This is a genomic window from Comamonas humi, from assembly GCF_054782535.1.
This window is the reverse complement of the sequence record NZ_BAAGSH010000002.1, coordinates 51,159-72,250: the sequence shown is the minus strand read 5'-3', so window position 1 is coordinate 72,250 and position 21,092 is coordinate 51,159. Positions and strand designations below refer to the sequence as shown.

Annotated in this window: 18 protein-coding genes; 8 read left to right on the top strand and 10 right to left on the bottom strand. The window is 68.7% G+C overall.

The features are described 5' to 3' along the window. Window positions 1-6: 6 nt before the first annotated feature. Genes ACYVKR_RS00735 through ACYVKR_RS00715 form a run of 5 tightly spaced genes read left to right on the top strand, consistent with a single transcriptional unit; the run spans window position 7 to window position 6,362 of the window. Entirely contained in the window at window positions 7-987 is a 981-nt protein-coding gene (locus tag ACYVKR_RS00735) for a Bug family tripartite tricarboxylate transporter substrate binding protein (RefSeq protein ID WP_460478791.1), read from the top strand. Window positions 988-1,002: 15 nt separating this feature from the next. Continuing rightward, a complete protein-coding gene (locus tag ACYVKR_RS00730) occupies window positions 1,003-2,349 on the top strand; it encodes an MFS transporter (protein ID WP_460478790.1) in 1,347 nt (448 codons plus the stop codon). Window positions 2,350-2,383: 34 nt separating this feature from the next. Further along, a complete protein-coding gene (locus ACYVKR_RS00725) occupies window positions 2,384-3,550 on the top strand; it encodes a benzoate/H(+) symporter BenE family transporter (protein ID WP_460478789.1) in 1,167 nt (388 codons plus the stop codon). A 14-nt stretch (window positions 3,551-3,564) separates the two neighbouring features. Next, window positions 3,565-4,818 carry a P-loop NTPase family protein gene (locus ACYVKR_RS00720; RefSeq protein ID WP_460478788.1) on the top strand — a complete coding sequence of 418 codons (1,254 nt, stop codon included), beginning with the start codon at window positions 3,565-3,567 and terminating at the stop codon, window positions 4,816-4,818. Continuing rightward, window positions 4,815-6,362: a dynamin family protein gene (locus tag ACYVKR_RS00715; RefSeq protein ID WP_460478787.1), complete on the top strand. Its 1,548-nt coding sequence runs from the start codon at window positions 4,815-4,817 to the stop codon at window positions 6,360-6,362. The genes ACYVKR_RS00720 and ACYVKR_RS00715 overlap by 4 nt, the downstream gene beginning before the upstream one ends. 22 nt (window positions 6,363-6,384) lie before the next feature. On the opposite strand, the gene ACYVKR_RS00710 is transcribed toward ACYVKR_RS00715, so the two are convergent. From ACYVKR_RS00710 to ACYVKR_RS00700, 3 genes are read right to left on the bottom strand one after another with little or no spacing between them, the layout of a single operon-like run. Then, window positions 6,385-6,567 carry a DUF2970 domain-containing protein gene (locus tag ACYVKR_RS00710; RefSeq protein ID WP_460478786.1) on the bottom strand — a complete coding sequence of 61 codons (183 nt, stop codon included), beginning with the start codon at window positions 6,565-6,567 and terminating at the stop codon, window positions 6,385-6,387. An 8-nt stretch (window positions 6,568-6,575) separates the two neighbouring features. Further along, window positions 6,576-7,853, bottom strand: a complete 1,278-nt coding sequence (locus ACYVKR_RS00705; protein WP_460478785.1) for a c-type cytochrome — start codon at window positions 7,851-7,853, stop codon at window positions 6,576-6,578. Then, window positions 7,850-8,560 (bottom strand): c-type cytochrome, encoded by a 711-nt coding sequence (locus ACYVKR_RS00700; RefSeq protein ID WP_460478784.1) that lies wholly within the window; start codon window positions 8,558-8,560, stop codon window positions 7,850-7,852. The genes ACYVKR_RS00705 and ACYVKR_RS00700 overlap by 4 nt, the downstream gene beginning before the upstream one ends. Window positions 8,561-8,742: 182 nt before the next feature. On the opposite strand from ACYVKR_RS00700, the gene ACYVKR_RS00695 reads away from it, so the two are divergent. Further along, window positions 8,743-10,161 (top strand): aminotransferase-like domain-containing protein, encoded by a 1,419-nt coding sequence (locus tag ACYVKR_RS00695; RefSeq protein ID WP_460478783.1) that lies wholly within the window; start codon window positions 8,743-8,745, stop codon window positions 10,159-10,161. A 9-nt stretch (window positions 10,162-10,170) separates the two neighbouring features. Here ACYVKR_RS00695 and ACYVKR_RS00690 read toward each other — a convergent pair whose 3' ends face one another. From ACYVKR_RS00690 to ACYVKR_RS00675, 4 genes are all read right to left on the bottom strand, one after another. After that, the gene (locus ACYVKR_RS00690) at window positions 10,171-10,497 is read right to left on the bottom strand and encodes a YnfA family protein (RefSeq protein ID WP_460478782.1); all 327 of its coding nucleotides are present in this window, start codon (window positions 10,495-10,497) and stop codon (window positions 10,171-10,173) included. Window positions 10,498-10,501: 4 nt separating this feature from the next. Beyond that, window positions 10,502-14,578 carry a translocation/assembly module TamB domain-containing protein gene (locus ACYVKR_RS00685; RefSeq protein ID WP_460479115.1) on the bottom strand — a complete coding sequence of 1,359 codons (4,077 nt, stop codon included), beginning with the start codon at window positions 14,576-14,578 and terminating at the stop codon, window positions 10,502-10,504. 111 nt (window positions 14,579-14,689) lie between these two features. Continuing rightward, a complete protein-coding gene (locus ACYVKR_RS00680) occupies window positions 14,690-16,630 on the bottom strand; it encodes an autotransporter assembly complex protein TamA (RefSeq protein WP_460478781.1) in 1,941 nt (646 codons plus the stop codon). A 4-nt stretch (window positions 16,631-16,634) separates the two neighbouring features. After that, window positions 16,635-17,822 carry a vWA domain-containing protein gene (locus tag ACYVKR_RS00675; RefSeq protein ID WP_460478780.1) on the bottom strand — a complete coding sequence of 396 codons (1,188 nt, stop codon included), beginning with the start codon at window positions 17,820-17,822 and terminating at the stop codon, window positions 16,635-16,637. A gap of 87 nt (window positions 17,823-17,909) precedes the next feature. Between ACYVKR_RS00675 and ACYVKR_RS00670 the strand changes: the two genes are divergently transcribed. Continuing rightward, window positions 17,910-18,398: a hypothetical protein gene (locus tag ACYVKR_RS00670; RefSeq protein WP_460478779.1), complete on the top strand. Its 489-nt coding sequence runs from the start codon at window positions 17,910-17,912 to the stop codon at window positions 18,396-18,398. Here the strand turns inward: ACYVKR_RS00670 and ACYVKR_RS00665 are convergent. Then, entirely contained in the window at window positions 18,391-18,978 is a 588-nt protein-coding gene (locus tag ACYVKR_RS00665; RefSeq protein ID WP_460478778.1) for a GNAT family N-acetyltransferase, read from the bottom strand. The two genes, ACYVKR_RS00670 and ACYVKR_RS00665, sit on opposite strands and share 8 nt — an antisense overlap. Window positions 18,979-18,985: 7 nt before the next feature. Next, the gene (locus ACYVKR_RS00660) at window positions 18,986-19,840 is read right to left on the bottom strand and encodes an AAA family ATPase (protein WP_460478777.1); all 855 of its coding nucleotides are present in this window, start codon (window positions 19,838-19,840) and stop codon (window positions 18,986-18,988) included. A gap of 100 nt (window positions 19,841-19,940) precedes the next feature. Here ACYVKR_RS00660 and ACYVKR_RS00655 point away from each other — a divergent pair, with 100 nt between their 5' ends. Beyond that, window positions 19,941-20,603: a c-type cytochrome gene (locus tag ACYVKR_RS00655; RefSeq protein WP_460478776.1), complete on the top strand. Its 663-nt coding sequence runs from the start codon at window positions 19,941-19,943 to the stop codon at window positions 20,601-20,603. A gap of 49 nt (window positions 20,604-20,652) precedes the next feature. On the opposite strand, the gene ACYVKR_RS00650 is transcribed toward ACYVKR_RS00655, so the two are convergent. Further along, complete coding sequence (locus tag ACYVKR_RS00650; RefSeq protein ID WP_460478775.1) at window positions 20,653-21,087, bottom strand: DUF1841 family protein; 435 nt, start codon at window positions 21,085-21,087, stop codon at window positions 20,653-20,655. Window positions 21,088-21,092 lie beyond the last annotated feature (5 nt).

Sequence of the window (21,092 nt, the reverse complement as noted above, 5' to 3'; positions counted from 1 at the left end):
AACCCCATGACCCTGACCCGGCGAACCCTTGCCATCCTTGTTTCGGCCCTGGTGCTGCCCGGCGCGGCCATGGCCCAGCCCGAGGCGAACTGGCCCGGCAGGCCCATCAAGTGGGTGGTGCCCTTCCCACCCGGCGGCGCCATGGATGCCATTGCCCGCACCTTGGGCGAGCAGGCTGCGCGCGAGCTGGGCCAGCCCTTCGTGATCGAGAACCGCCCCGGCGCCGGCGGCAACATCGGCGCGGACTATGTGGCCAAGCAGCCGGCCGATGGCTACACCATCCTGATCACATCGATAGGCATGGCGACCAACCAGGCTCTGTACTCGAAACTGAGCTACGACCCGGTGAAGGACTTCGCCCCCGTCAGCCTGCTGACCGTCGTGCCCAATGTGCTGGTGGTGAACGCGGCCAAGAGCGCCGACAAGTCCGTCAAGGATGTGCTGGCCCATGCCCGGCGCGAGCCCGGCAAGCTCACGTATGCCTCTGCCGGCAACGGCACGTCGATCCATCTGGCGGGCGAAATGTTCGCGTCCCTGGCCGGCCTGCATCTGCTGCACGTGCCCTACAAGGGCAGCGGCCCGGCGGTGACCGACATGCTCGGCGGCCAGGTCGACCTGATGTTCGACAGCATCACCTCGGCGCGGCCGCACATCCAGTCGGGCAAGCTGCGCGCCCTGGGCGTGACCACGGCCAGGCGCTCGTCCGCACTGCCCGATGTACCCACCATCGCCGAGGCTGGCGTTTCCGGCTACGAGGTCTCGCCCTGGTTTGCGGTGTTTGCGCCGGCGGGCACGCCGGCCGCCGTGGTGGCGAGGCTCAACCAGGTGCTCAACGGCGCGATGAAGCAGCCCGATACCCTGAAGAAGCTCGCCAGCGTGGGGGCCGAGCCCATCGGCTCCACGCCGCAGGAGCTTGCCGCGCACCTGGGCAAGGAGCAGGACCGCTGGGGCCGGCTCATCAAGGAACGCAACATCCATCTGGATTGACCGGGAGACCGAACGATGAATTCCGCTGCCCAATGGGCGATTCCGTCCTTGATCGATAACGAGCGGCTGGGTGCCTTCCAGTGGCGGGTGCTGGCGCTGTGCTTCGTCATTGCGCTGTTCGACGGCTTCGATACGCAGGCCATCGCGTTCACCGGTCCGGCGATCCTGAGCGCCTTTGGCCTGCCGGCCGGCTCGCTGGCACCCATACTCACAGCCGGCATCGTCGGCATGACCATCGGCGCCATGACGCTGGGCATGGTGGGCGACCGCATCGGGCGCCGCCCGACCATCATGCTGTGCCTGGCGATCTTTGGCTGCGCGACGCTGGCCACTGCCTGGTCCACCGACACCGCCCACATCCTGGTGCTGCGCTTCATCGCGGGGCTGGGTATGGGCGGCTGCACGCCCGTGCTGCTGGCGCTGGCCGCCGAGTACGGGCCGGCCCGCCACCGCGGCGCCATCATGACCGGCGTGCTGTTGGGCCTGCCTGCCGGCGCGATGCTGGGCGGCCTGCTGGCTGCGCGCATGCTGCCGTTGATCGGGTGGGAGGGCATCTTCATCGTCGGCGGCGCGGCGCCGCTGGCGATGCTGGCCCTCATTGCGCTGCTGCTGCCGGAATCGCTGTACTTCAGCGCCACCCGCGGCGATGCCCCGGGGCAACGCTACATCGCCCAGGTGCTGGCGAAGATTGTCAGCCGCCCGTTGCCGGCGGGCGTGCATTTCACGGTGCCCGAATCCGCGGTGGCGCGTGCCAGCGTGCGCGCGCTGTTCAGCGACGGTAATGCGGGCAAGACCCTGGCGATCTGGGCCATCTACCTGCTGAACTGGGTGGCGTGGTTCATGCTGCTGTCGTGGCTACCCACCGTGCTCAAGGCCGCAGGCCTGCCGGCGGCCGACGCGCCGCTGGGCACCGTGATCGTCAATGCGGTTTTCATCGTCTGCGCCATCCCGCTGTCGTTCCTGCTGCCGCGCGTCAATACGCGTCGCCTGCTGCTTGCGATGTTCGCGACCGGCATCGCGGTTGCGTTGGGCCTGGGCCTGGCGGGCCAGAACTGGGCGCTGGTGTTCGCTTTGGTGGGTGTGGCCGGCTTTGGCGTCGGAGGCCAGCAGATCGCGCTGAACTACTTGATCGTCGGCGCCTACCCGACGGCGCTGCGTGCCACGGCCACGGGCTGGGCCATAGGCATGGGGCGGGCGGGCGCGATCCTGGGTTCCGCCATCGGTGGGAGCTTTCTGGCCTGGGGCGGCCCGCAGGGCTTCTTCCTGGCGCTGGCCGTGCCGCTGGTCGGCGCCGGCATCGCCGTGCTGAGCCTGAAGCTCCGCCACGCCGAGGCCGGTGCGGCGCTGTCGGCATCGCACTGATCCAGGGCGATACAGTACCGGGAGGAGACGCACGATGTTCAAGAATGGATCCCTGACCGCCTGGGTGGCCGGCTTTCTCGCGGTGCTGATTTCGTACGCGGGGCCGCTGGTGATCTTCATCCAGGCGGCGCAGGCTGGGCATGTGGCCCCTGCGGAGCTGACCTCGTGGATCTGGGCCATCTCCATGGGCGCCGGCGTGAGCGGCCTGCTGCTGAGCTGGTGGCTCAGGCAGCCGATCATCACGGCCTGGTCGGCGCCCGGAACGGCCCTGCTGCTCAGCCTGTTTCCCGGCATCACCATGCCCGAGGTGGTGGGCGCCTACCTGGCGGCAGCCGTCATCATCATCGCCATCGGCGTCACCGGCTGGTTCGAGAAGATCGTGAACTTCATTCCCAAGGGCATTGCCGCGGGCATGATGGCCGGCATCCTGTTCCAGTTCGGCGTTCAGGCCTTCCGTGCGAGCATGGACCTGCCGGGCGTGGTGTTCGCGATGCTGGCGGCCTATCTGCTCAGCCGGCGCCTGTGGCCGCGCTACGCCGTGGTGCTGGTGGCCCTGACCGGGTTTGCCGTGGCATTCGCCCTCGGCAAGACCAATTTGCAGGCACTCGGGCTGGAGGTGGCCAGGCCGGTGTTCGTCACGCCCCGGTTCGATCTTGGCGTGTTTCTCAGTTTCACCGTGCCGCTGGTGCTGGTGAGCTTGACAGGCCAGTACCTGCCCGGCATGGCGGTACTGCAGCTGGCCGGCTACCGCACGCCGTCCAAGGCAGTGGTCACCGGCACCGGGCTGGCCTCGCTGCTCACGGCCTGCTTTGGCGGCATCACCATTGTGCTGGCCGCGATCACTGCGGCGCTGTGCACTGGCAAGGATGCACACCCCGATCCCGGCAAGCGCTATGTCGCCGGCATTGCCAACGGCGTTTTCTACCTCGTGGGCGGAGCCTTCGCGGGCACCATCGTGCAGGTGTTCACCGCCTTCCCTTCTGCGCTGATCGCGGCGCTGGCCGGCCTGGCGCTGATCGGCGCCATCGTCTCCAACATCCGCATGCTGGTGGAGGAGGACGCCTATATCGAGCCCTCGGTCATCACCTTCTTGGCCACGGCGTCCGGCATGTCGCTGTTTGGGCTGGGGGCGGCGTTCTGGGGCGTGGTGTTCGGCATGGCGTCGTACTGGCTGGTGCGCTTGCCGGCGGCGGCGAAATAAGAGGGCCGAAAGCCATGGCTGCGAATGATCTGGATAGAGCGGTGCTCGACGTGCGGGCGGTATTGCCGGTGCGCGCCGCCGACCTGGCGCGCCTGCGCGTGCTGGCGGAGGCTGAACGGCCGGTCGTGGTCGTGGTCGGCAAGTACAACCACGGCAAGAGCCGGCTGCTGAACGAGTTGATAGGCAGCGACCGGTTTGCCGTGGCCGACCGACGCGAGACCGTGGTCCTGGCCGAGCAGGTGCTGGAAGATGCCCGCTGGCTGGACGCCCCCGGGCTGGATGCCGATGTGGGCCTGGCGGACGATGGCCATGCACACCAGGCCGCCTGGGTGCAGGCGGACATCCGCCTCTTTGTCCACGCGGCCAGGGAGGGCGAGCTCGATGCCGGCGAGCGCGCACTGCTGCAAAGCCTGCATGCCGACGCGAAGCGCACGCAGCGCCAGACCCTGTTCGTGCTCACGCAGGTGGATCAGTTGCCCGATGAAGCGCATCTGGACCAGGTGGTGAAAGCCATCCTGGGGCAGGTGCCGGACGCGGCGCCGCATCCGGTATCGGCCACGCGGCACCGGCTGGGCGTGGAAGGGGCCAAGCGGCTGCTGCTGGAAAAGAGCGGCATTCCCGCGCTGCAGGCCGTGCTTCGCAATGCCAGGGCGCGGGTGCCGCAGGCGCGGGCGCACGAAACGGCGCTGTTGACCGGCGGAATTCGCGCTGAACTGCAGCAACTGCAAACGGCAACGCAGGAAAGGCGGGAAGCGCTGGCGGACTTGCAGGGCCGCCAGCGCCAGGCGTTCGATCTGGGTCTGGCCGCAGTGTTCGACCAGGTGCAGGGTGATCTGCAGCCGGTGCTGCAGGTGTCCGGCACCGATCAGGCCCTGGTGCCGGATTCCTTTGCCAACATGTTCAAGTCCACGGCCGGCAAGCAGGAGCGGGCGCGCCTTCAGGTCGCCTATTCGCATGCCTGCCTGGCCATCAATGCCCACCTTGTGCGGCATGGCGTGGTGGGCCTGCCTGCCGCGCAACAGACCTCGGTGCGCAGCCTGGATACGGTGATGGTGGCGGTCCTGGGCGTGTCGGTCAAATACCGCGACGATCTGCGCCGCCTGTTCTGCGAGCCGGCCGGGCGGGATCGGTTGCAGCAGGAGTTCGCGCACTACTTCGAGCTATCGGAGGACCGCGCAGCGCTGGCGCTGCAGGTGGCCGACGCTGAAGCAGGCATCGCCATCGCCGGCCAGGCGTTGGTGGCCTTGCGCACGCTGGAGCGGCCGTGAGCGCCGGTAGCGAGCGGCGCTTCATGGCGGCGGTCAATGCCTTCGGCTTTGCCGCCCGGGATCTGGAGCCTTGCCTGCGCCGGATGGACGCATGGCTGTCCGCGCTGACGGAGGAGTTGCACACCCATAGGCTGCGCCCTGTGGGTTTGCGGGCGGGCAGTGCGCTGGCACGGCAGGCGCAAGCCATCGATGCCGCCGTGCAGGCCGGCTTCGCGCAATGGAAGCAGGCCTGGGCTCGCCAGGCGCCTGCGCACTCGCTGGCCCGGGCCTTCGAGGACCGGGCCATCTTCCTGGTGTTCGGCAAATTCAATGCGGGTAAGAGTTCGCTGTGCAATTTCCTGGCCGATCGTTTCCGTCAGCAGGGCAGCAAGGTGCGCTACTTCTACCTGGAGGCCGGGCAGGTCTGCGAGACGCCGGAGCGTTTCCAGGAAGGCGCGACCGAGACCACGGCGCGGCTGCAGGGCGTGTGCCTGGGCGAAAGGCTGGTGCTGCTGGACACGCCGGGCCTGCACTCGGCCACGGCCGAGAATGCAGCGCTGACCCTGCGTTTTCTCGACAGCGCCGATGCGGTGCTGTGGCTGACCAGCTCGACCTCGCCGGGGCAGGTGCAGGAGCTGGACGAACTCGCGTACGAGCTGCGGCGCCACAAGCCCCTGCTGCCCATCGTGACGCGTAGCGATTGCCTCGAGGAGGACGAGGTTGATGGCGAGATCCGCAAGCTGCTGCTCAACAAGAGCGAATCCAACCGGGCCTTGCAGGAGGCCGATGTGCAGGCCCGTGCGCGGGAGAAGCTGCGCGAGATGGGGATGGATGCCGCCTTGCTGAAGGCCCCGCTGTCCATCTCGGTCCAAATAGCGCGAGCGCAGGGGGAGACCGCCGAGGCGCTGGCCGGCGCGGGCTTCGAGCGCCTCTATGGCGCGCTGCTGGAGCTGGCCGGCCCGGTGCTCGCCTACCAGCAGCGCAAGCCCGCCGAGGTGCGGCTGCACCATCTGGAGGAGGACGTGCTTGGAAGCCTGCAGGCGCAGGTGCTGCCTGCGCTGGCGGCGCTGGGACAGGCGCTGAATGAGGAAGATGGGGCGCTGGAACAGCAGCAGGAGCGCATCGTTAAGGCCGCGTGGCGCAGCGTCGTCCCCGAGCTGCCGCAGTTGCTGGAGCGGTATGCCGATTCGCAGGATGCCGGTGCCGTCTGCGCCGAGGTGTCGCAATGGGTGAGCGAGGCTGTGGAGCGGCAGTTGCAGGAGCACCTCGGGTGCTATGAGCTGTCGCCTGTTGCGCCTGTGGCCATCGAACTCGATGCAAGCATTGGCTACGAAACGGCCATGGCCGGTGACACGGTGGCTGTTGGCTATGAGCGGCTGCATGCCGCGCTGGAAAGCGCGGTGCATGCATCGCTCCTGCAGCTCGCGGCCGAAGCGGTGGGGGCATGCCACGCATACCTGCAGGCCTTGGCGGCCGATGCTGGGCGCCTGCACGATACGGTGCTCGTCTTTGGGCAACGGTTGCAGGGCATGGCGCGGGAACTGCGGCCGGGCGCCGTGGCCTGAGCGGGCCGGCGCCACCTTGGCGTCAGCCTGGTGCGACCGAGTGGGCCACGAACGCGATGGTGCCCACGAACAGCATCACCAGCACGAAGGCGATGACCACCAGCACCAGCGGATTGCCGCGCTCGGGAATCTCGGCCATGTCCTTGCACCGGCCTATGCCTATCAGGCTCCATAGCACGGTTTGGGTTTGTCTCAGCAGGTTCATGGCTACTCCTATCGCAAGCGGCTGACATCGAAGGGCGTGACGCCGCTGGCGCTGTTGCCCCAGGCGGACCGCACATAGGAAGCCAGCGCGGCGATGTCCGTATCGTCGAGGCTCTGGCCGAAGGGCGGCATGCCGTAGGGGCGCGGATTGCCGTCGGTGGTGGGCGGAAAGCCGCCGTGGATGATGACTTTCACGAGGTTGGCGCTGGAGGCCTGGGTGACGCCCCGGTGCCCGGCCAGCGCTGGATAGGCGCTGCCGCTGCCTGCTCCGTTGTCGCCATGGCATGCGGCGCACTGCGCTTGGTACAGCTTGGCGCCCAACCCCAGCACAGTGGCATTGGCGCGGGCATGCGGCTGCGGCGCCGGTGCCTGCCGGGGCAGCTCGCGCAGGAAGACGGCCATGGCCTGCAGATCGGCGGCGTTCAGGTGCTGGGTGCTGGCATACACGACCTCGGCCATGGGGCCCATGGCGGCGCCCCGTGGGCTGATGCCGTGTTGGAGCAGCGCAATGGCATCGGCTTCGCTCCAGTCCTGCAGGCCGGCCTCGGCCGGCGAGGCCAGCGACGGTGCATACCAGTTCTGCATCGGGATCAGGCCGCCGTCCAGCCCCAGGTGGTTCTGCGTGGCGCCCATGAAATTGCGCGGCGCATGGCAGGCTGCGCAATGGCCCAGGCCGCGCACCAGGTAGGCGCCCCGGTTCCACTCGGCCGATCGGGCCTTTTCCGGCTCGAACCCGCCGGGCTGGAAGTTCAGCGCACGCCAGACCGCCAGCGCTGCCTGCGTGCTGTAGGGGAAGCGCAGCTCATGGGGGCGGTTGGCCTGGTGCACGGCAGGCACGGTGCGCAGGAAGGCATAGAGCGCATCCGCATCCTCCCGCGTGACCTGGGTGTACTCGGTGTAGGGAAAGGCGGGGTAGAGCAGCCGGCCGTCGCGCGAGCGCCCGTGGTGCAGCGCGCGCCAGAAGTGGTCGGCGGACCAGCGGCCCAGGCCGGTCTCGGCGTCGGGCGTGAGGTTGCCGGCAAACACGGTGCCGAAGGGCGTGGCCAGGGCCTTGCCGCCGGCATAGGCCGCACCGCCGCGCTCGGTGTGGCAGGCGGCGCAGTTGCCGGCGCGGGCCAGGTAGGCACCGCGCTGCACAAGTTCTGCGCTGGGGGCTGCGGTGGGAATGATGTCCGACACCGGCGCTTCGCCGCGCAGGTTGAGCCAGGCAATCGCCGCGATGGCAAGACAGCCCAGCAACAGCAGGCCAGCCAGCAGCTTGACCGAAAAGGAGAGGGTACGGTTCATGGCTGCGCACTCCCGCACTGCAGCGGCAGTGCCTGCGGCGCTTGCCTGGCCGCCTTGGTGCCGGCAGGAACCGGCTGCGCGGACAGCCATGCGGCCATGGCGCCCACGTCTTCGGCCGACAGGCGTTCGGCCACTTCGCCCATGCAGTCCGGCTTGGCCGCATGGCGCTGGCCGTTTCTCCAGGCGCCGAACTGGCCCAGGAGGTAGTCGCGGGGCAGTCCGAGCAGGCCCGGAATGCCGGGCTCCACGCCCATCATCGCCGCGCCATGGCAGGCCGCGCATGCGGGGATGCCGCGGGCGGCATCGCCTTGGCGCACCAGCAATTCACCGCGCGCCAACGCCGCTGCGGCGGCTTGGGCGGGCTCCGGCGGTGGATACGGCAGATCGAGCCCGGCGAAGTAGGCGGCGATCTCCTGCAGGTAGGCATCGGACATCTGGCCGACCAGGTAGGCCATCGTGGGGTTCTTGCGCCGGCCATCGCGGAAGTTCACCAGCTGGTTGAACAAATAGCCCGCGGGCTTGCCGGCGATGCGGGGAAAGTAGCCCTGGCGGGTGGCGCGTCCCTGCTCGCCATGGCAGACCACGCAGGCCTGCATGCGCTGCGCCATGGTGTCCGCCGCAGTGGCTGCGGCCGCCGTGGACAGGCCACCGCAGACCAGCAGGAGGGCTGCAATCGCGCGGCGCGGGTGGGTGGTGGAGGCAGTCATGGCAGTTCGTGGAGCGAGCGGGACAGAACCGAGTTTGCCCGCCATCCGCTGATCTGGTAAGACTCAGTTGGATGTAAAAATACCGTATCAGATGACGGTTGCCTTCGATGAAAAAGCGCTAGTTGTGCATACCAGATCAGTGAGTCAGAATGCCGGACCATCCATAGCAGATCAGCCGTTCCATGAAGAAGTACGAAGCCCTGGCCGCTGATATCGAGGCCCTGATCGCCTCGGGCACCTTGCGGCCGGGCGAGCGCCTGCCCTCCGTGCGCGAGACCGTGGCCGTGCGGGGCATCAGCCCGTCCACCGTCTTCGAGGCCTATGCGCTGCTGGAGGCCCGCGGGCATATCGAGGCGCGGGCGCGTTCGGGCTATTTCGTGAAATCGCCCGCGCACCAGCGCCGCGAGCCCTTGCTGGCAGACCCGGAGCCCCGCTCGCGCGAGGTTGTGGTCAACGACCTGGTGCTGGAGGTGCTGGGCTCCATCCGCGAGCGCGGCGTGGTGCCGCTGGGGTCGGCGTTTCCGAGCCCGGCGCTGTTTCCGCTGGCCCGCCTGGCGCGCGAGGCGGGCGCCGGGCTGCGTGCGCTTGAGCCCGAGCAGATGCTGAACGACCTGGGCCCGGGCAACCAGGAGCTGCGGCGCCAGATTGCACTGCGCTACGTGAGCCATGGCGTGGTGGCAGGCGCCGACGAGATCGTCATCACCAGCGGAGCCATGGAGGCCTTGAACCTGTGCCTGCAGGCCGTCACGCGGCCGGGCGACGCGGTGGCGATCGAGTCGCCCGCTTTCTACGGCTGCCTGCAGGCCCTGGAGCGCCTGCAGCTGCGCGCAGTGGAGGTGGCGACCCATCCGCGCGACGGCGTGCAGCTCGAATCGCTCGAGGCCGTGCTCCAGCGCGAGCCGGTCAAGGCCTGCTGGTTCATGCCGAACTTCCAGAACCCGATGGGCGCCCTGATGCCGGTGGAGCGCAAGCAACGGCTGGTGCAGCTGCTGGCGCGCCACCAGGTCCCGCTGATCGAGGACGACGTGTACGGCGAGCTGTATTTCGGCGTGCGCCGGGCGCTGCCCGCCAAGGCCTTCGACTCGGAAGGCTGGGTTCTGCACTGCAGTTCGATGTCGAAGAACCTGGCCCCAGGCTACCGCCTGGGCTGGACGGCGGCCGGGCGCTTTGCGCGGGCGGTGGAGCGGCTCAAGCTCTCCAGCACGCTGTCGGTCGCCGTGCCGTCGCAGCTCGCCGTGCTGCGCTACCTGGAGGCGGGCGGCTTCGACAAGCACCTGCGCCAGCTGCGCGCCACGCTGGCCCGGCAGCAGGAGGAGGCACTGCGCTGCATGGCCCGGCATTTCCCGCCAGAAGTGCGGGTGACCCGGCCGCAGGGGGGCTACTTCCTCTGGGTGGAGCTGCCGCCTCAGGTGGATGCGCTGGAGCTGCACCGGCTCGCGCTGTCGCAGAACATCAGCGTGGCGCCGGGGCCGCTGTTCTCGGCGGACCAGCGCTTTCGCCACCACCTGCGCCTGAACTACGGGCACCCGCGATTCGAGCAGCTGGAGCCGGCCTTGAAGACCCTGGGCCATCTGGTGGCCGGGCTGATGCAGCGGCGCTAAGCTGCCCGGTCAGCCCGCGCTGCGCGGCGCAAAGGCGATCATCGCCATGCCGAGCAGGCACACGGCCACGCCGCCAGCATCCCAGGCCGTGGGGCGCACGCCGTCAACCAGCCAGAGCCAGACCAGGGCCACGCTCACATAGACGCCGCCATAGGCCGCATAGACGCGGCCGGTGGCGTCGGGGTGCAGGCTGAGCAGCCAGACAAAGGCCGCCAGGCTGGCCGCGGCCGGCAGCAGCAGCCAGGCGCTGCCGCCCTGGCGCAGCCAGAGCCAGGGCAGGTAGCAGCCCACGATTTCGGCCACGGCCGTGGCCAGATACAGGGCGAAGGTTTTCATGGCCCTAGTCCTTGCGGATGGTGTAGATCAGGTCGACCGCGCCAGCGGCGCCGGTCGAGCCGCGCAGCTGCAGATTGCGCGAGAAGTCGTAGAAGATGTAGAGCGTGCCCAGAGCGCCGGCCAGGCTGTGCTCGTAGGTCACGTACAGGTCCTTGGACAGGCGCTTGCCGAACGACAGGGCCGAGCCGCTGGCGTCGCCGCCGTCGTTCTTGAAGCCGATCTCGTCCAGGCCCAGGCCGCTCGCGAGGCCGCTGGTCAGCCCGCCGCTCGACTTGCCGCCGCCCAGCAGCGCCAGCGCCGCCTGCTGCGCCAGCGCGGCCTCGGCGCCGCCGGCGGAAGGGTCGCGCCCCATCACCACCCACGAGAGCTTTTCCGCATCGGGCATCTCGGGGTCGGAGTACAGGCGCACGCGCGGCGACTGCGCCGAGCCGCTGATCTGCACGCCGGCGCGCACGGTGATGTTGGGGCGTATCGCGGTGATGTCGAGCGAGGGGTTGTCGTAGGGGCCGTTGAAGCGGATGCGGCCTTCCTCCACGTCCAGCACCTGGCTCCAGGCGCGGTAGCGGCCTTCCTCGGTGCGGATGTCGCCGGTGATGCGCGGCTTGCCGCCGCTGCCGTTCTGCACCTGCAGCTTGCCGCGCAGCCGCGTGGTGATGCCATAGCCCTGCAGCGCAAAGTCACGGCCCATGCTGAGGCCGATGTTCAGCACCATGGGCTTGGCGGTGGTGACGGCAGGGGCGGGCTCCTGCTTGGCCTCCGGCTCCGGCTTGCTCTCGGCGGCGCGGCGCTTGGCCGAATGCACGACCACGTCGCTGCCCAGCGTGGGCGACGACATGTCGGCCAGGATGATGGTGGCGCGGTCCACTTCCAGATCGCCGGTCATGCTGAGCTGGCCCTGCGAGAGCTGGGTACGCACCTCGCCCGAGATGCCGACCTGGCGGTCCGCGCGCACCAGCACTTGCAGCGCCTTGGCCTGGGCGCGGATGTCCATGCTGGCGCCCGACTGCCCACCGGCCGCCTGCTCCCAGCGGATGGTGCCGCTGGCATCCAGGCTGCCGCCATCGGTGGGGGCGTCGGTCAGGTTGCCGCTGTAGCCGGGCACGCGCGCGCGGCTGCCCTTGCCGCCGTCGAAGTGCAGCGACTGCAGCTGCAGCTCGGGGCCGCGCAGCAGGGCCCGCAGCTTGCCGTTGCGCAGGTCCACGCCGTCGAGCTGCGACTGGATGGACATGTCGTCGGCGCTGATGCTGCCGCTCCAGTTCGGCTCCGCCACGGTGCCGGCCAGCGTGGCATCGGCGCCCAGCTGGCCCTGCACGCGCCAGCCCGGCGGCGCAAAGCTGGCCCAGATGCCCAGGTCGGGCATGCGGGCCTTGAGCGTGCCGGACAGCGGTGCGCTGCCGGGCAGCAGCGCGCTGCCGATCTCGCCGCGCCACGGCGCGAGCTGGGTGCGCACCTGGGCCTGGGCATTGCCGGCGTTCTCGCTGTCCCACTGCAGCTGGGCCTGCAGCTGCTGGCCTTCGACATTCAAGTCCAGCTGCATGGTGCGGATGCGCGCCACGATCTGCTGCGACTGCTCCGCCACCGCCGCGGCGATGCGCCCCGGCTGGCCGTTGGGGGAATGCACGGTGATGTTGGCGGGCAGCGGCGTGCCGGCGCGCAGCCGCAGGTCGCCGCTCTGGCGTGCGATGCGCAGCTTGGCGCGCAGGCTGTCGGTGGCCTGGATGTCCCAGTCGCCCTGCAGCACCAGGTCGGAGTCGAGCGGGTCGATGGCCTGTGGGTCGGCCTTGGGCTGCGGCTTGGTGAAGGCCTTGGCCCAGCGCACCGGCAGGCCGGTGATCTTGCCGCTGCTTTGCAGGCGCAGGCTCTGGCCGCGCAGCGCCAGGGTCAGCGGCTGCCATTCGATGCCGGCGGCACCCGGCTCGGAGCCGCTGACCTGCAGGCGCCCGGCAGAGGTGGTGGCCTGCAGGCCATTTTGCTGGCGCAGCGTGAAGTCCACCGGCTGGCCCAGCTCGGCCTGCCAGCTCTGCGCCTTGGCGCCAGGCGCCGGCGGCAGCGCCATCCGGGCCTGCAGCTGGCTGACGCGGCCCTTCCACTGTGCCGACTTGTCCAGGGCCGCCTGCAGGCGCACGGCGCCGCCGAAACGCTGCTCGCCATGGCGTGCCTGGGCCTGGGCTTCGGCCTGCAGGTCGGCCAGGTGACCCTGCACGGAGACCGTGCTGTCCTGCAGCTGCCAAACATCTTCCTTGCCCAGCTGTACCTGGAGCTGCGGCACCCGCAGCTGCGCATCCAGGCGGAAGGGCTTGGCCTGCGCGGCATCGGCGGGCACCGAGACGGCGGTCAGGCCTGCCTGGCGCAGCTGGCGCATGGCATCGGCATAGCCGCCGCTCCATTGCAGCTGCGCTTCGAGCGTGCCGCGGGCGGCGATGTCCTTGGGGATGGACGCGCCCGCCATGGGCAGGCTGCGCGCCCATTGCAGCAGCTCCTCGGCGCTGGCGATGCGCAGCTGCACCTGGCCCTTGCCGTCGCGCGCGGCGGCCTGGGCGTTGGCGGTGAGCTGCGCGCCCGGCAGGCGGGCCTCGATCTGGCCCTGGCCGGCCTGCGCCTCGGTGTCGAAGCGCAGGGCCTTGGCCGATACCTGGGCGCGCAGCGCATCGAGCTGCAGCTGTTGCAGCTCGATGGCCGGCGCCTGCCACTGGCCCTGGGCCAGCAGGCGGTTGATGGACAGCGCCGCCGCCTTGCCGCGTGCCGGGCCGGCGCCCTGGATGTCCACGTCGAAGCGGATGGCCTCGCCCTGCATGGCGGCCGTGGCGGTGCCTGACAGCGGGTTGCTGTCGAAGCGCGAGTCGATCAGCGCGGGGCGCAGCTGGCGCAGTTCGGCGCGGGCCTCCAGCTGCCCGCTGTCCAGCTGGTAGTGGCCTTGCGCCTGCAGCCGACCCTGGCCCAGTTCGAGCGCGGCGCCGGGCAGCAGCGCCAGCCGCTGACCTTGCCAGAGTGCGGTCGCGTCCAGCTTGTCGAGCGGCAGGCGCTGGCGGTCCCAGGGGCCGGCCTGGCCGTTGCGCAGCTGCACCTGCAGTGCCCAGGGGCCGGAGGCCGCCAGTGCGGCGAGCGGGCCTTCAGTGGGCTGGTCTTTGGAGTCAAATTCGGGTTTTGCGTTAGTGCCACCTGCGCTAACAGCTTCGCTTTTGGTAGCAATCTCGGCAGCTTGCGCGAGGAGTGCTTCGCTGGCCTTGTCGAAGCGCAACTGCCCGTCGAGCAGCGTGGTGGGCAGCTGCGGCGCGAAGGCGGCCAGGTTGATGGCCTGCAGGTCGGCGCTGGCCGGGCCCAGCGGCCAGGGGCGCCAGGGGTAGACCACCGCATCGACCTGCGCGCGCGTGGGCTTGGCGCTGTCCTTGTCGCCTGCGGTATCGGCCGGGTGGGCCTGCAGGCTGGCCTTCAGCTCGGCGTCGGCGCCGCTCAGCGTGCCGCTGACCTGGGCCTGCGCCTGCAGCGCCATGGCCTTGGAGCGTTCGGTGGCGGGCACCTGCACGTCGCCCTGCAGCTGCGCCTGCAGCGCCATGGGGGCGTCGGCTTGCAGGTCGACCGTGCCGCGGTAGTGGCTGTCGGCAAAGCCGAGGTGGCCCAGCTGCAGCTGGTGCTGCCCCTGCTGGTAGCGGTAGGTGCCGCGCAGGTCCGACAGCGTCAGCGGAGACTCGCTGGCCCAGGTGATCTCGCCGATCTCGAACGGCAGCTGCAGCTCGGCCAGCGGCAGCGCCAGCTGCTGCAGCGGCTCGCTGGGCTCGTCTTTGCTGGGTACGCCGGTGGGCGTGGCGGTGATGCGGGCGATGCGCAGCGGCGCGAAGCGCAGCTCGCGCTGCAGCACCCGGCTCAGATCCCAGCCGAGCTGGGCGTCGGCCACCTCCACGGCCACCGTGGGGCTGCTCCATTGCAGTTGGCCGATGTGGCCGCCCTGGCGCAGGGTGCCGGTGGTGTCGCTGAACTGCAGCTGCTGGCCCGCCGGCAGGTAGCGAGATGCCAGCTGCAGTGTGCGCGGCAGCGAGTCGGGCTGGCCGCTCCACCACCAGGCGCCGCCGAGCAGGGCGATCACTGCCAACAGCAGGAGTATCAGAAAATATAGCGATATGCGCAATACCAGCGGGCGCTGGCGGTGTTTTTTGCCATGATTCGTGGCGGACTGCTGTGTATCCATGCTCCGCCCTTAGAAGGTATAGCCCATGCGCAGGTGCAGCCGGAAGCGCTTGTCCTTCAGGCCATAGGCCACGTCGGTCTGCAGCGAGCCCACGGGGCTGCGCCAGCGCAGGCCGGTGCCCACGCCCACATAGGGCGTCATCGCGCCGATGGTGTCGGCCACCGAGCCCGCGTCCACGAAGACGGCGGATTCCCAGTCGCTGATCTCGCCGCCCCGCACCAGCGGGCGCTGGTACTCGACGCTGCCCACGGCCATGTAGCGGCCGCCGAAGACGCGGTCGCCTTCGACGCGGGTGCCGATCTGCCGGTAGCCGTAGCCGCGCACCGTAGTGTCGCCGCCGGTGATGAACATCTGCGTGACCGGGATGTTGGCCGATGCCTTGGCCAGCACCGCGCCGGCCTCGGCGCGCAGCGCCAGGCGGCTGCTGCGCGAGCTGCCGTTGGGCGCGGTCACGCGGTCCATCGGCACAAAGCCCTGCCAGCGCGCCAGCAGGCGCAGGAAGGGATCGCGCCGCGGCGTGAGCGTGACGCCCGCGCCCACCTCGGCCGCCAGGCCGTAGCCGCGCGTGGGGTTGTTCTTGTTGTTGAAGTAGCGCCCCGTCCAGGCGTAGTTGGCGCTGAGCGCGCTGCTGGCGGGCTCGCTGTCCAGCCCCTTGGTCGAGGCAAAGTCGTACTGCAGGTAGCTGCTGCGGTCGATGTGGTCGCTGCTCTTGCTCTGGCCGCCGCGCAGGCGCGCGGAGTTCACCGTGTAGTCGCCGGTCAGCTCGCGCGAGGCCTGCCCGCCCACGAACCAGCGCCAGCCGTTTTCGCGTGGCAGGTCGGTCCATTCGGTGGACAGCAGCTTGTTGTCGCGGTCGAGCGAGAGCTTGCTCACCGCGCGCCAGCCCAGCAGCGGCATCTGGTTGTGGATGTGGCTGATGGACAGGCGCGGGCCGCTGTCGGTCGATATGCCCACGCCGAACACCCATTTCTGGTACTTGGCCTCGCGCACCTGGGCGATCACCGGGGCGGTCACCGCGTCGGCGTCGCCGCTGGCGTGCTCGGTGTCGAGCGTGAGGAAGACCGAGTCGTAGTAGCCGCTGGCGGCCAAGCGCGCCTGGGTGTCGAGCAGGTCGGCCTCGCTGTAGATGGCGCCCGCCGGCAGGCGCGCGATGCGGCGCGCGCCGTCGGGATCGTAGCGCTCGCTGCCGGCGATGCGCAGCTCACCAAAGCGGTAGAGCGGGCCGGAGTCGTAGCGCACGCCGAGTTTGGCGGTGTTGGCGTCGGCGTCGATGTCGGCCTGGCTGTGCGCGATGCTGGCCGTGGGATAGCGGCGGGCCTTGAGGCCGCGCAGGCCCTGGTTCTTGGCTTCGTCCCAGCCGTTCTGGGTGAAGCCGCTGCCGGTCTGCAGGCCCCAGTTGCGGCGCAGGCGCGCCAGGCGCTGCTCGGCATTCGCATCGGTAGCCACGGCGCCGGTGTAGTCCAGCTGCACCTCGCCGACGCGGGTCTGCGGGCCGGGCTCGACGGTGATGGTCACCAGCGGCCGCAGGGCGGCATCGCTGGTGGCGGCATTGGCCGTGGTGGTGCTGCTGCTGCCTTCACCGTTGCCGGTGGCGGGCACGTCGCGCACATCGATGGCCACGGTGGGGTTGAAGTAGCCCAGGGTGCCCATCAGCGTGGCAATGTCGTCGTTGGCGGCGCCGAGCAGACGGGTCAGCTCGGTGGTCTGCAGGCCGGGCAGGCGGCGAAAGCGCTGCAGCTCCAGGTGCTGTTCCAGGTATTTGCGGACCGCATCGTCCTCGGACTTGACCTCCAGGTCGAAGGCCAGCGCGTCCGTCTTGTGTCCGGCCTCGGTCTGGTCGTCCGTGGAGCTGGAACGGGAGAAGCTGCCGCAGCCCGCGAGTGCGAGGGCCATGACCGCGGCGAGCAAAAACGCCGGCCTGGGTGCCGGCGTGTGGGGGCAACATAGCATGCAGCTATTTTGACAGCAGCCGCATAGTGTCTTCCAGGCCTTTGAGTGACAAAGGGTACATGCGCTCGCCCATCAGCTGGCGCATCAGGCCGATGCTCTGGCGGTACTGCCACACGCCCTGCGGCTCGGGATTGATCCAGGCGTGCTTGGGAAAGGCGTTGGTGAGCCGCTGTATCCACTCGGCGCCGGGCTCGGCGTTGTTGTATTCCACGCTGCCGCCGGGCTGCAGGATCTCGTAGGGGCTCATGGTCGCGTCGCCCACGAAGATCAGCTTGTAGTCCTTGTTGTACTTGCGGATGACGTCCCAGGTCGGGAACTTCTCGGCATAGCGGCGCTTGTTGTTCTTCCACATGTAGTCGTAGACGCAGTTGTGGAAGTAGTAGAACTCCAGGTGCTTGAACTCGCTCTTGACGGCCGAGAACAGCTCCTCGACGCGCTGGATGTGGTCGTCCATGGTGCCGCCCACGTCCATCAGCAGCAGCACCTTCACGTGGTTGTGCCGCTCGGGGATCATCTTGATGTCCAGGTAGCCGGCATTGGCGGCCGTGGCGCGGATGGTGTCCGGCAGGTCCAGCTCCATCTCGTTGCCGTCGCGCGCGAACTTGCGCAGGCGCCTGAGCGCCACCTTGATGTTGCGCGTGCCCAGTTCCTGGCCGTCGTCGTAGTCGCGGTAGACGCGTTGCTCCCACACCTTGACGGCGCTGCGCTGGCCGCTCTTGCCGCCGATGCGGATGCCGCGCGGGTTGTAGCCGCCGTGGCCGAAGGGGCTGGTGCCGCCGGTGCCGATCCACTTGCTGCCGCCCTCGTGGCGCTCCTTCTGCTCCTCGAGGCGCTTCTTCAGCGTGTCCATCAGCTCGTCCCAGCCCATGGCCTCGAGGGCAGCCTTCTCCTCGGGGCTGAGTTCGCGCTCCAGCACCTGGCGCAGCCAGTCCTCGGGCAGCTCCTTCTGCCAGTCGGTGAGCATCTCCACGCCCTTGAAGTACGACGAGAACGCCATGTCGTACTTGTCGAACAGCTTCTCGTCCTTGACCAGCGCGGTGCGCGCCATGAAGTAGAAGTCTTCCAGGCTCCAGGCGTCTTCCGAGCGCGGGCCCACCAGGCCCTTGTCCAGCGCCTGCAGCAGCACCAACAGCTCCTTGACCGAGACCGGCAGCTTGGCGGCGCGCAGGGTGTAGAAGAAATCGATCAGCATGGTCTGGCCTGGTTTGTGTCAAATTGTTTTAACGCGCGGCACCTACAGTGCAGGTTCTCGAGTCTAAGGGACGGGGCGGACATGCGGGTGGCGAAGACGGAAAAGGCGCGACAGGCATTGCAGGATAGGCGGCACTTCTCGGCGCGCGAGCGGCAGCTGCTCATCCTGTGCAATGGCGAACGCAGCGGCGAGGAGGTGGCCGGCTGGCTGGGCGATGGTGCCTGGCAGATGCTCGAGGACCTGCGCCGGCGCGGGTACCTGGCCGACGCGGCGGCGTCCGCCTCGGTGACCGAGGCGCAGCCCGTGCCCGGGGCCGCCAGGCGCTCGCTGGCCGCCTGCAAAATGTATGTGCTCGGCATCCTGCAGATGCAGCGCGATGCCGGCATGCAACCGCTGGCGGCGGCGCTGCACCGCAGCGCGGACGAGCCGGCGCTGGTGGAGGCCCTGGCCATGGCGCTGCGCTATGTGCGGCAGGGCGCTCCCGGCAGCTATGCGCAGCGGGTGCAGGAGCATGTGCTCACCATCATGCCGGAGCAGCACCTGTCCGCATTCCAGGCGCAGCTGCACGTCAATTGACGTGGCGCGCCAGCAGGTACAGCAGCTGGGCCTTGGCCTCGGGCCATTCGCCGGCCAGCATGCTGTACATCACCGTGTCGCGCACCGTGCCATCGCGGCGCGCCGCGTGGTGGCGGATCACGCCGTCCTTGCGCGCACCCAGGCGCTCGATGGCGCGCTGGCTGGCGAAGTTGTAGTTGTCGGTGCGCCAGCCCACCACGGCGCTGCCCAGGGTTTCGAAGGCATGGCTCAGCAGCAGCAGCTTGCAGGTGGTGTTGACGTGGGTGCGCTGCACGCTTTGCGCATACCAGGTGTAGCCAATCTCCACGCGCTGCAGCGCCGGCACGATGTCGTGGTAGCTGGTGCTGCCCAGCACGCGGCCGCTGGCCTCGTCCACCACGGCAAAGGCCAGGCGGTTGCCCGTGGCCAGGGCCGTCTCGATGTAGGCGCGCACGTTCTCGGGCTCGGGCACCGAGGTGACGCGGATCTTCCACAGCTCGCCGTCGCGGGCGGCATCGGTCAGGCCGGCCTCGTGCTGCAGGCCCAGCGGTTCCAGGCGGATGCCGTTCAGGCGCAGGGTAGTGGGTTCGACAAAGGCCATGGGCGGATCACCGGTTTCTCTGGTTCATGAAGACCAGCTTCTCGAACAGGGACACATCCTGCTCGTTCTTGAGCAGTGCGCCCACCAGCGGCGGCACGGCGATCTTCTGGTCGGCGGTCTGCAGCGTCTCGGGCGGAATGTCCTCGGCCACCAGCAGCTTGAGCCAGTCGATCAGCTCGCTGGTCGAAGGCTTCTTCTTCAGGCCCGGCAGGTTGCGCACCTCGTAGAACACGCGCATCGCGGCGGCCAGCAGCTCGCCCTTGAGCGTGGGAAAGTGCACGTCCACGATCTGCTTCATCGTGTCCGGCTCGGGGAACTTGATGTAGTGGAAGAAGCAGCGGCGCAGGAAGGCGTCGGGCAGTTCCTTCTCGTTGTTCGAGGTGATGAACACCAGCGGCCGGTGCTTGGCGCGCACCAGTTCGCGCGTCTCGTAGCAGTAGAACTCCATGCGGTCGAGCTCGCGCAGCAGGTCGTTGGGGAACTCGATGTCCGCCTTGTCGATCTCGTCGATCAGCAGCGCCACCGGCTGGTCGGCGGTGAAGGCCTGCCACAGCACGCCCTTGACGATGTAGTTGTGGATGTTCTTGACGCGCTCGGCGCCCTCCACGTCGGCCAGCTGGCTGTCGCGCAAACGACTGACCGCGTCATATTCGTACAGGCCCTGCTGCGCCTTGGTGGTGGACTTGATGTGCCACTGCAGCAACGGCATGCCTAGCGCCTCTGACACCTCCTCCGCCAGCATGGTTTTCCCTGTGCCGGGTTCCCCCTTGACGAGAAGCGGTCTTTGAAGGGTAATCGCTGCATTGACCGCAAGCATCAGGTCTTTGGTGGCGACGTAGTTCTGTGAGCCTTGGAATTTCATGGGGTTTGAATGCAGATCGTTGAGGCAAGGACAGATGGAATGCTCAATATAATCAAACATCTGCCAGAGACAAGATTTTCCACACGATTGTGCGCGCAAAATGAATAAAACATTGACCACGGTATTTGCATTGGCTGTCGCTTCTGCGACGAGCATGGGTTTCGCAGAAGAAGTGAAGGGCGATGCCAAGGCGGGGGAAAACAAGATCGCCATGTGTATCGGTTGCCACGGCATCATCGGCTACCAGGCCAGCTTCCCCGAGGTCTACAAGGTTCCCAAGATTTCCGGCCAGGGCGGCAAGTACATCGCCGCCGCATTGACGGCCTACAAGAAGGGCGACCGCAAGCACCCCACGATGCGCGGCATTGCCGACTCGCTGACCGAGCAGGACATCGCCGATGTCTCCGCCTACTACGAGCAGCACGGCGCGGGCACGGCCAAGGCGGCCGACAAGGCGCGCGAGCCTTCGGCCAAGGTGGCCGAGCTGCTGAAGAAGGGCACCTGCGTGTCCTGCCACGGCGACAACTTCGCCAAGCCCATCGATCCGTCGTACCCGAAGATCGCCGGCCAGAACGCCGACTACCTGTTTGCGGCGCTCAAGTCGTACAAGGTCACGAACAACGCCATGGTCGGCCGCAACAACGCGGTGATGGGCGCCATCGCCAAGCAGTTCTCCAACAGCGAGATGAAGGAGTTGGCCAATTACCTGGGCAGCCTGGACGGCGACCTGCAGACCATCCCTGAGTCGCGCTTCCGCAAGTAAGCCGCACTGCGCTCCCCCAAAAAAGGCTCCCGTGGGAGCCTTTTTTGTTTCAGTCCTTGGTGGCCTGGCGCTGCACGGCGGCCACGTAGGCGTTGCCGTCGGGCGGGCGGCCCGAGCGCTGGCTTTCCCACAGCATGGTGCCCAGGCACTCCATGGCCACATGGTGGGCGTCGTGCAGCGAGTCCAGGCGCCTGGACAGCAGTTCCACCGCCTGGCGGATGCCGCGTGGCTGGTCGATGCTGCACTGCTCGCTGATCGACAAATGCATGGACAGGTGCAGGAAGGGGTTGGTGGCCTCCGGCGTCTCGTCGTAGTTGCGCGCGATGGCGGCTTCGGCGTCCTGCAGGTCGGCGTGGTATTCGGGGTGTTCGGCGATCCACAGACTGGCCAGGGTCTCGATGGCCTCCATCGGGGCGCCGGCCAGCGACTTGGCATGGACCGCGCAGAAGAATCGCCGTACGTCGGCTTGGGATGGGTTGAACATAGGCG

Bases quoted from the DNA above. Each gene is read 5' to 3' on its own strand.
- ACYVKR_RS00650 (WP_460478775.1), bottom strand. From the start codon at position 21,087: ATGTTCAACCCATCCCAAGCCGACGTACGGCGATTCTTCTGCGCGGTC.
- ACYVKR_RS00660 (WP_460478777.1), bottom strand. From the start codon at position 19,840: ATGAAATTCCAAGGCTCACAGAACTACGTCGCCACCAAAGACCTGATG.
- ACYVKR_RS00720 (WP_460478788.1), top strand. From the start codon at position 3,565: ATGGCTGCGAATGATCTGGATAGAGCGGTGCTCGACGTGCGGGCGGTA.
- ACYVKR_RS00700 (WP_460478784.1), bottom strand. From the start codon at position 8,560: ATGACTGCCTCCACCACCCACCCGCGCCGCGCGATTGCAGCCCTCCTG.
- ACYVKR_RS00710 (WP_460478786.1), bottom strand. From the start codon at position 6,567: ATGAACCTGCTGAGACAAACCCAAACCGTGCTATGGAGCCTGATAGGC.
- ACYVKR_RS00680 (WP_460478781.1), bottom strand. From the start codon at position 16,630: ATGCTATGTTGCCCCCACACGCCGGCACCCAGGCCGGCGTTTTTGCTC.
- ACYVKR_RS00730 (WP_460478790.1), top strand. From the start codon at position 1,003: ATGAATTCCGCTGCCCAATGGGCGATTCCGTCCTTGATCGATAACGAG.
- ACYVKR_RS00735 (WP_460478791.1), top strand. From the start codon at position 7: ATGACCCTGACCCGGCGAACCCTTGCCATCCTTGTTTCGGCCCTGGTG.
- ACYVKR_RS00695 (WP_460478783.1), top strand. From the start codon at position 8,743: ATGAAGAAGTACGAAGCCCTGGCCGCTGATATCGAGGCCCTGATCGCC.
- ACYVKR_RS00725 (WP_460478789.1), top strand. From the start codon at position 2,384: ATGTTCAAGAATGGATCCCTGACCGCCTGGGTGGCCGGCTTTCTCGCG.
- ACYVKR_RS00675 (WP_460478780.1), bottom strand. From the start codon at position 17,822: ATGCTGATCGATTTCTTCTACACCCTGCGCGCCGCCAAGCTGCCGGTC.
- ACYVKR_RS00690 (WP_460478782.1), bottom strand. From the start codon at position 10,497: ATGAAAACCTTCGCCCTGTATCTGGCCACGGCCGTGGCCGAAATCGTG.
- ACYVKR_RS00705 (WP_460478785.1), bottom strand. From the start codon at position 7,853: ATGAACCGTACCCTCTCCTTTTCGGTCAAGCTGCTGGCTGGCCTGCTG.
- ACYVKR_RS00665 (WP_460478778.1), bottom strand. From the start codon at position 18,978: ATGGCCTTTGTCGAACCCACTACCCTGCGCCTGAACGGCATCCGCCTG.
- ACYVKR_RS00655 (WP_460478776.1), top strand. From the start codon at position 19,941: ATGAATAAAACATTGACCACGGTATTTGCATTGGCTGTCGCTTCTGCG.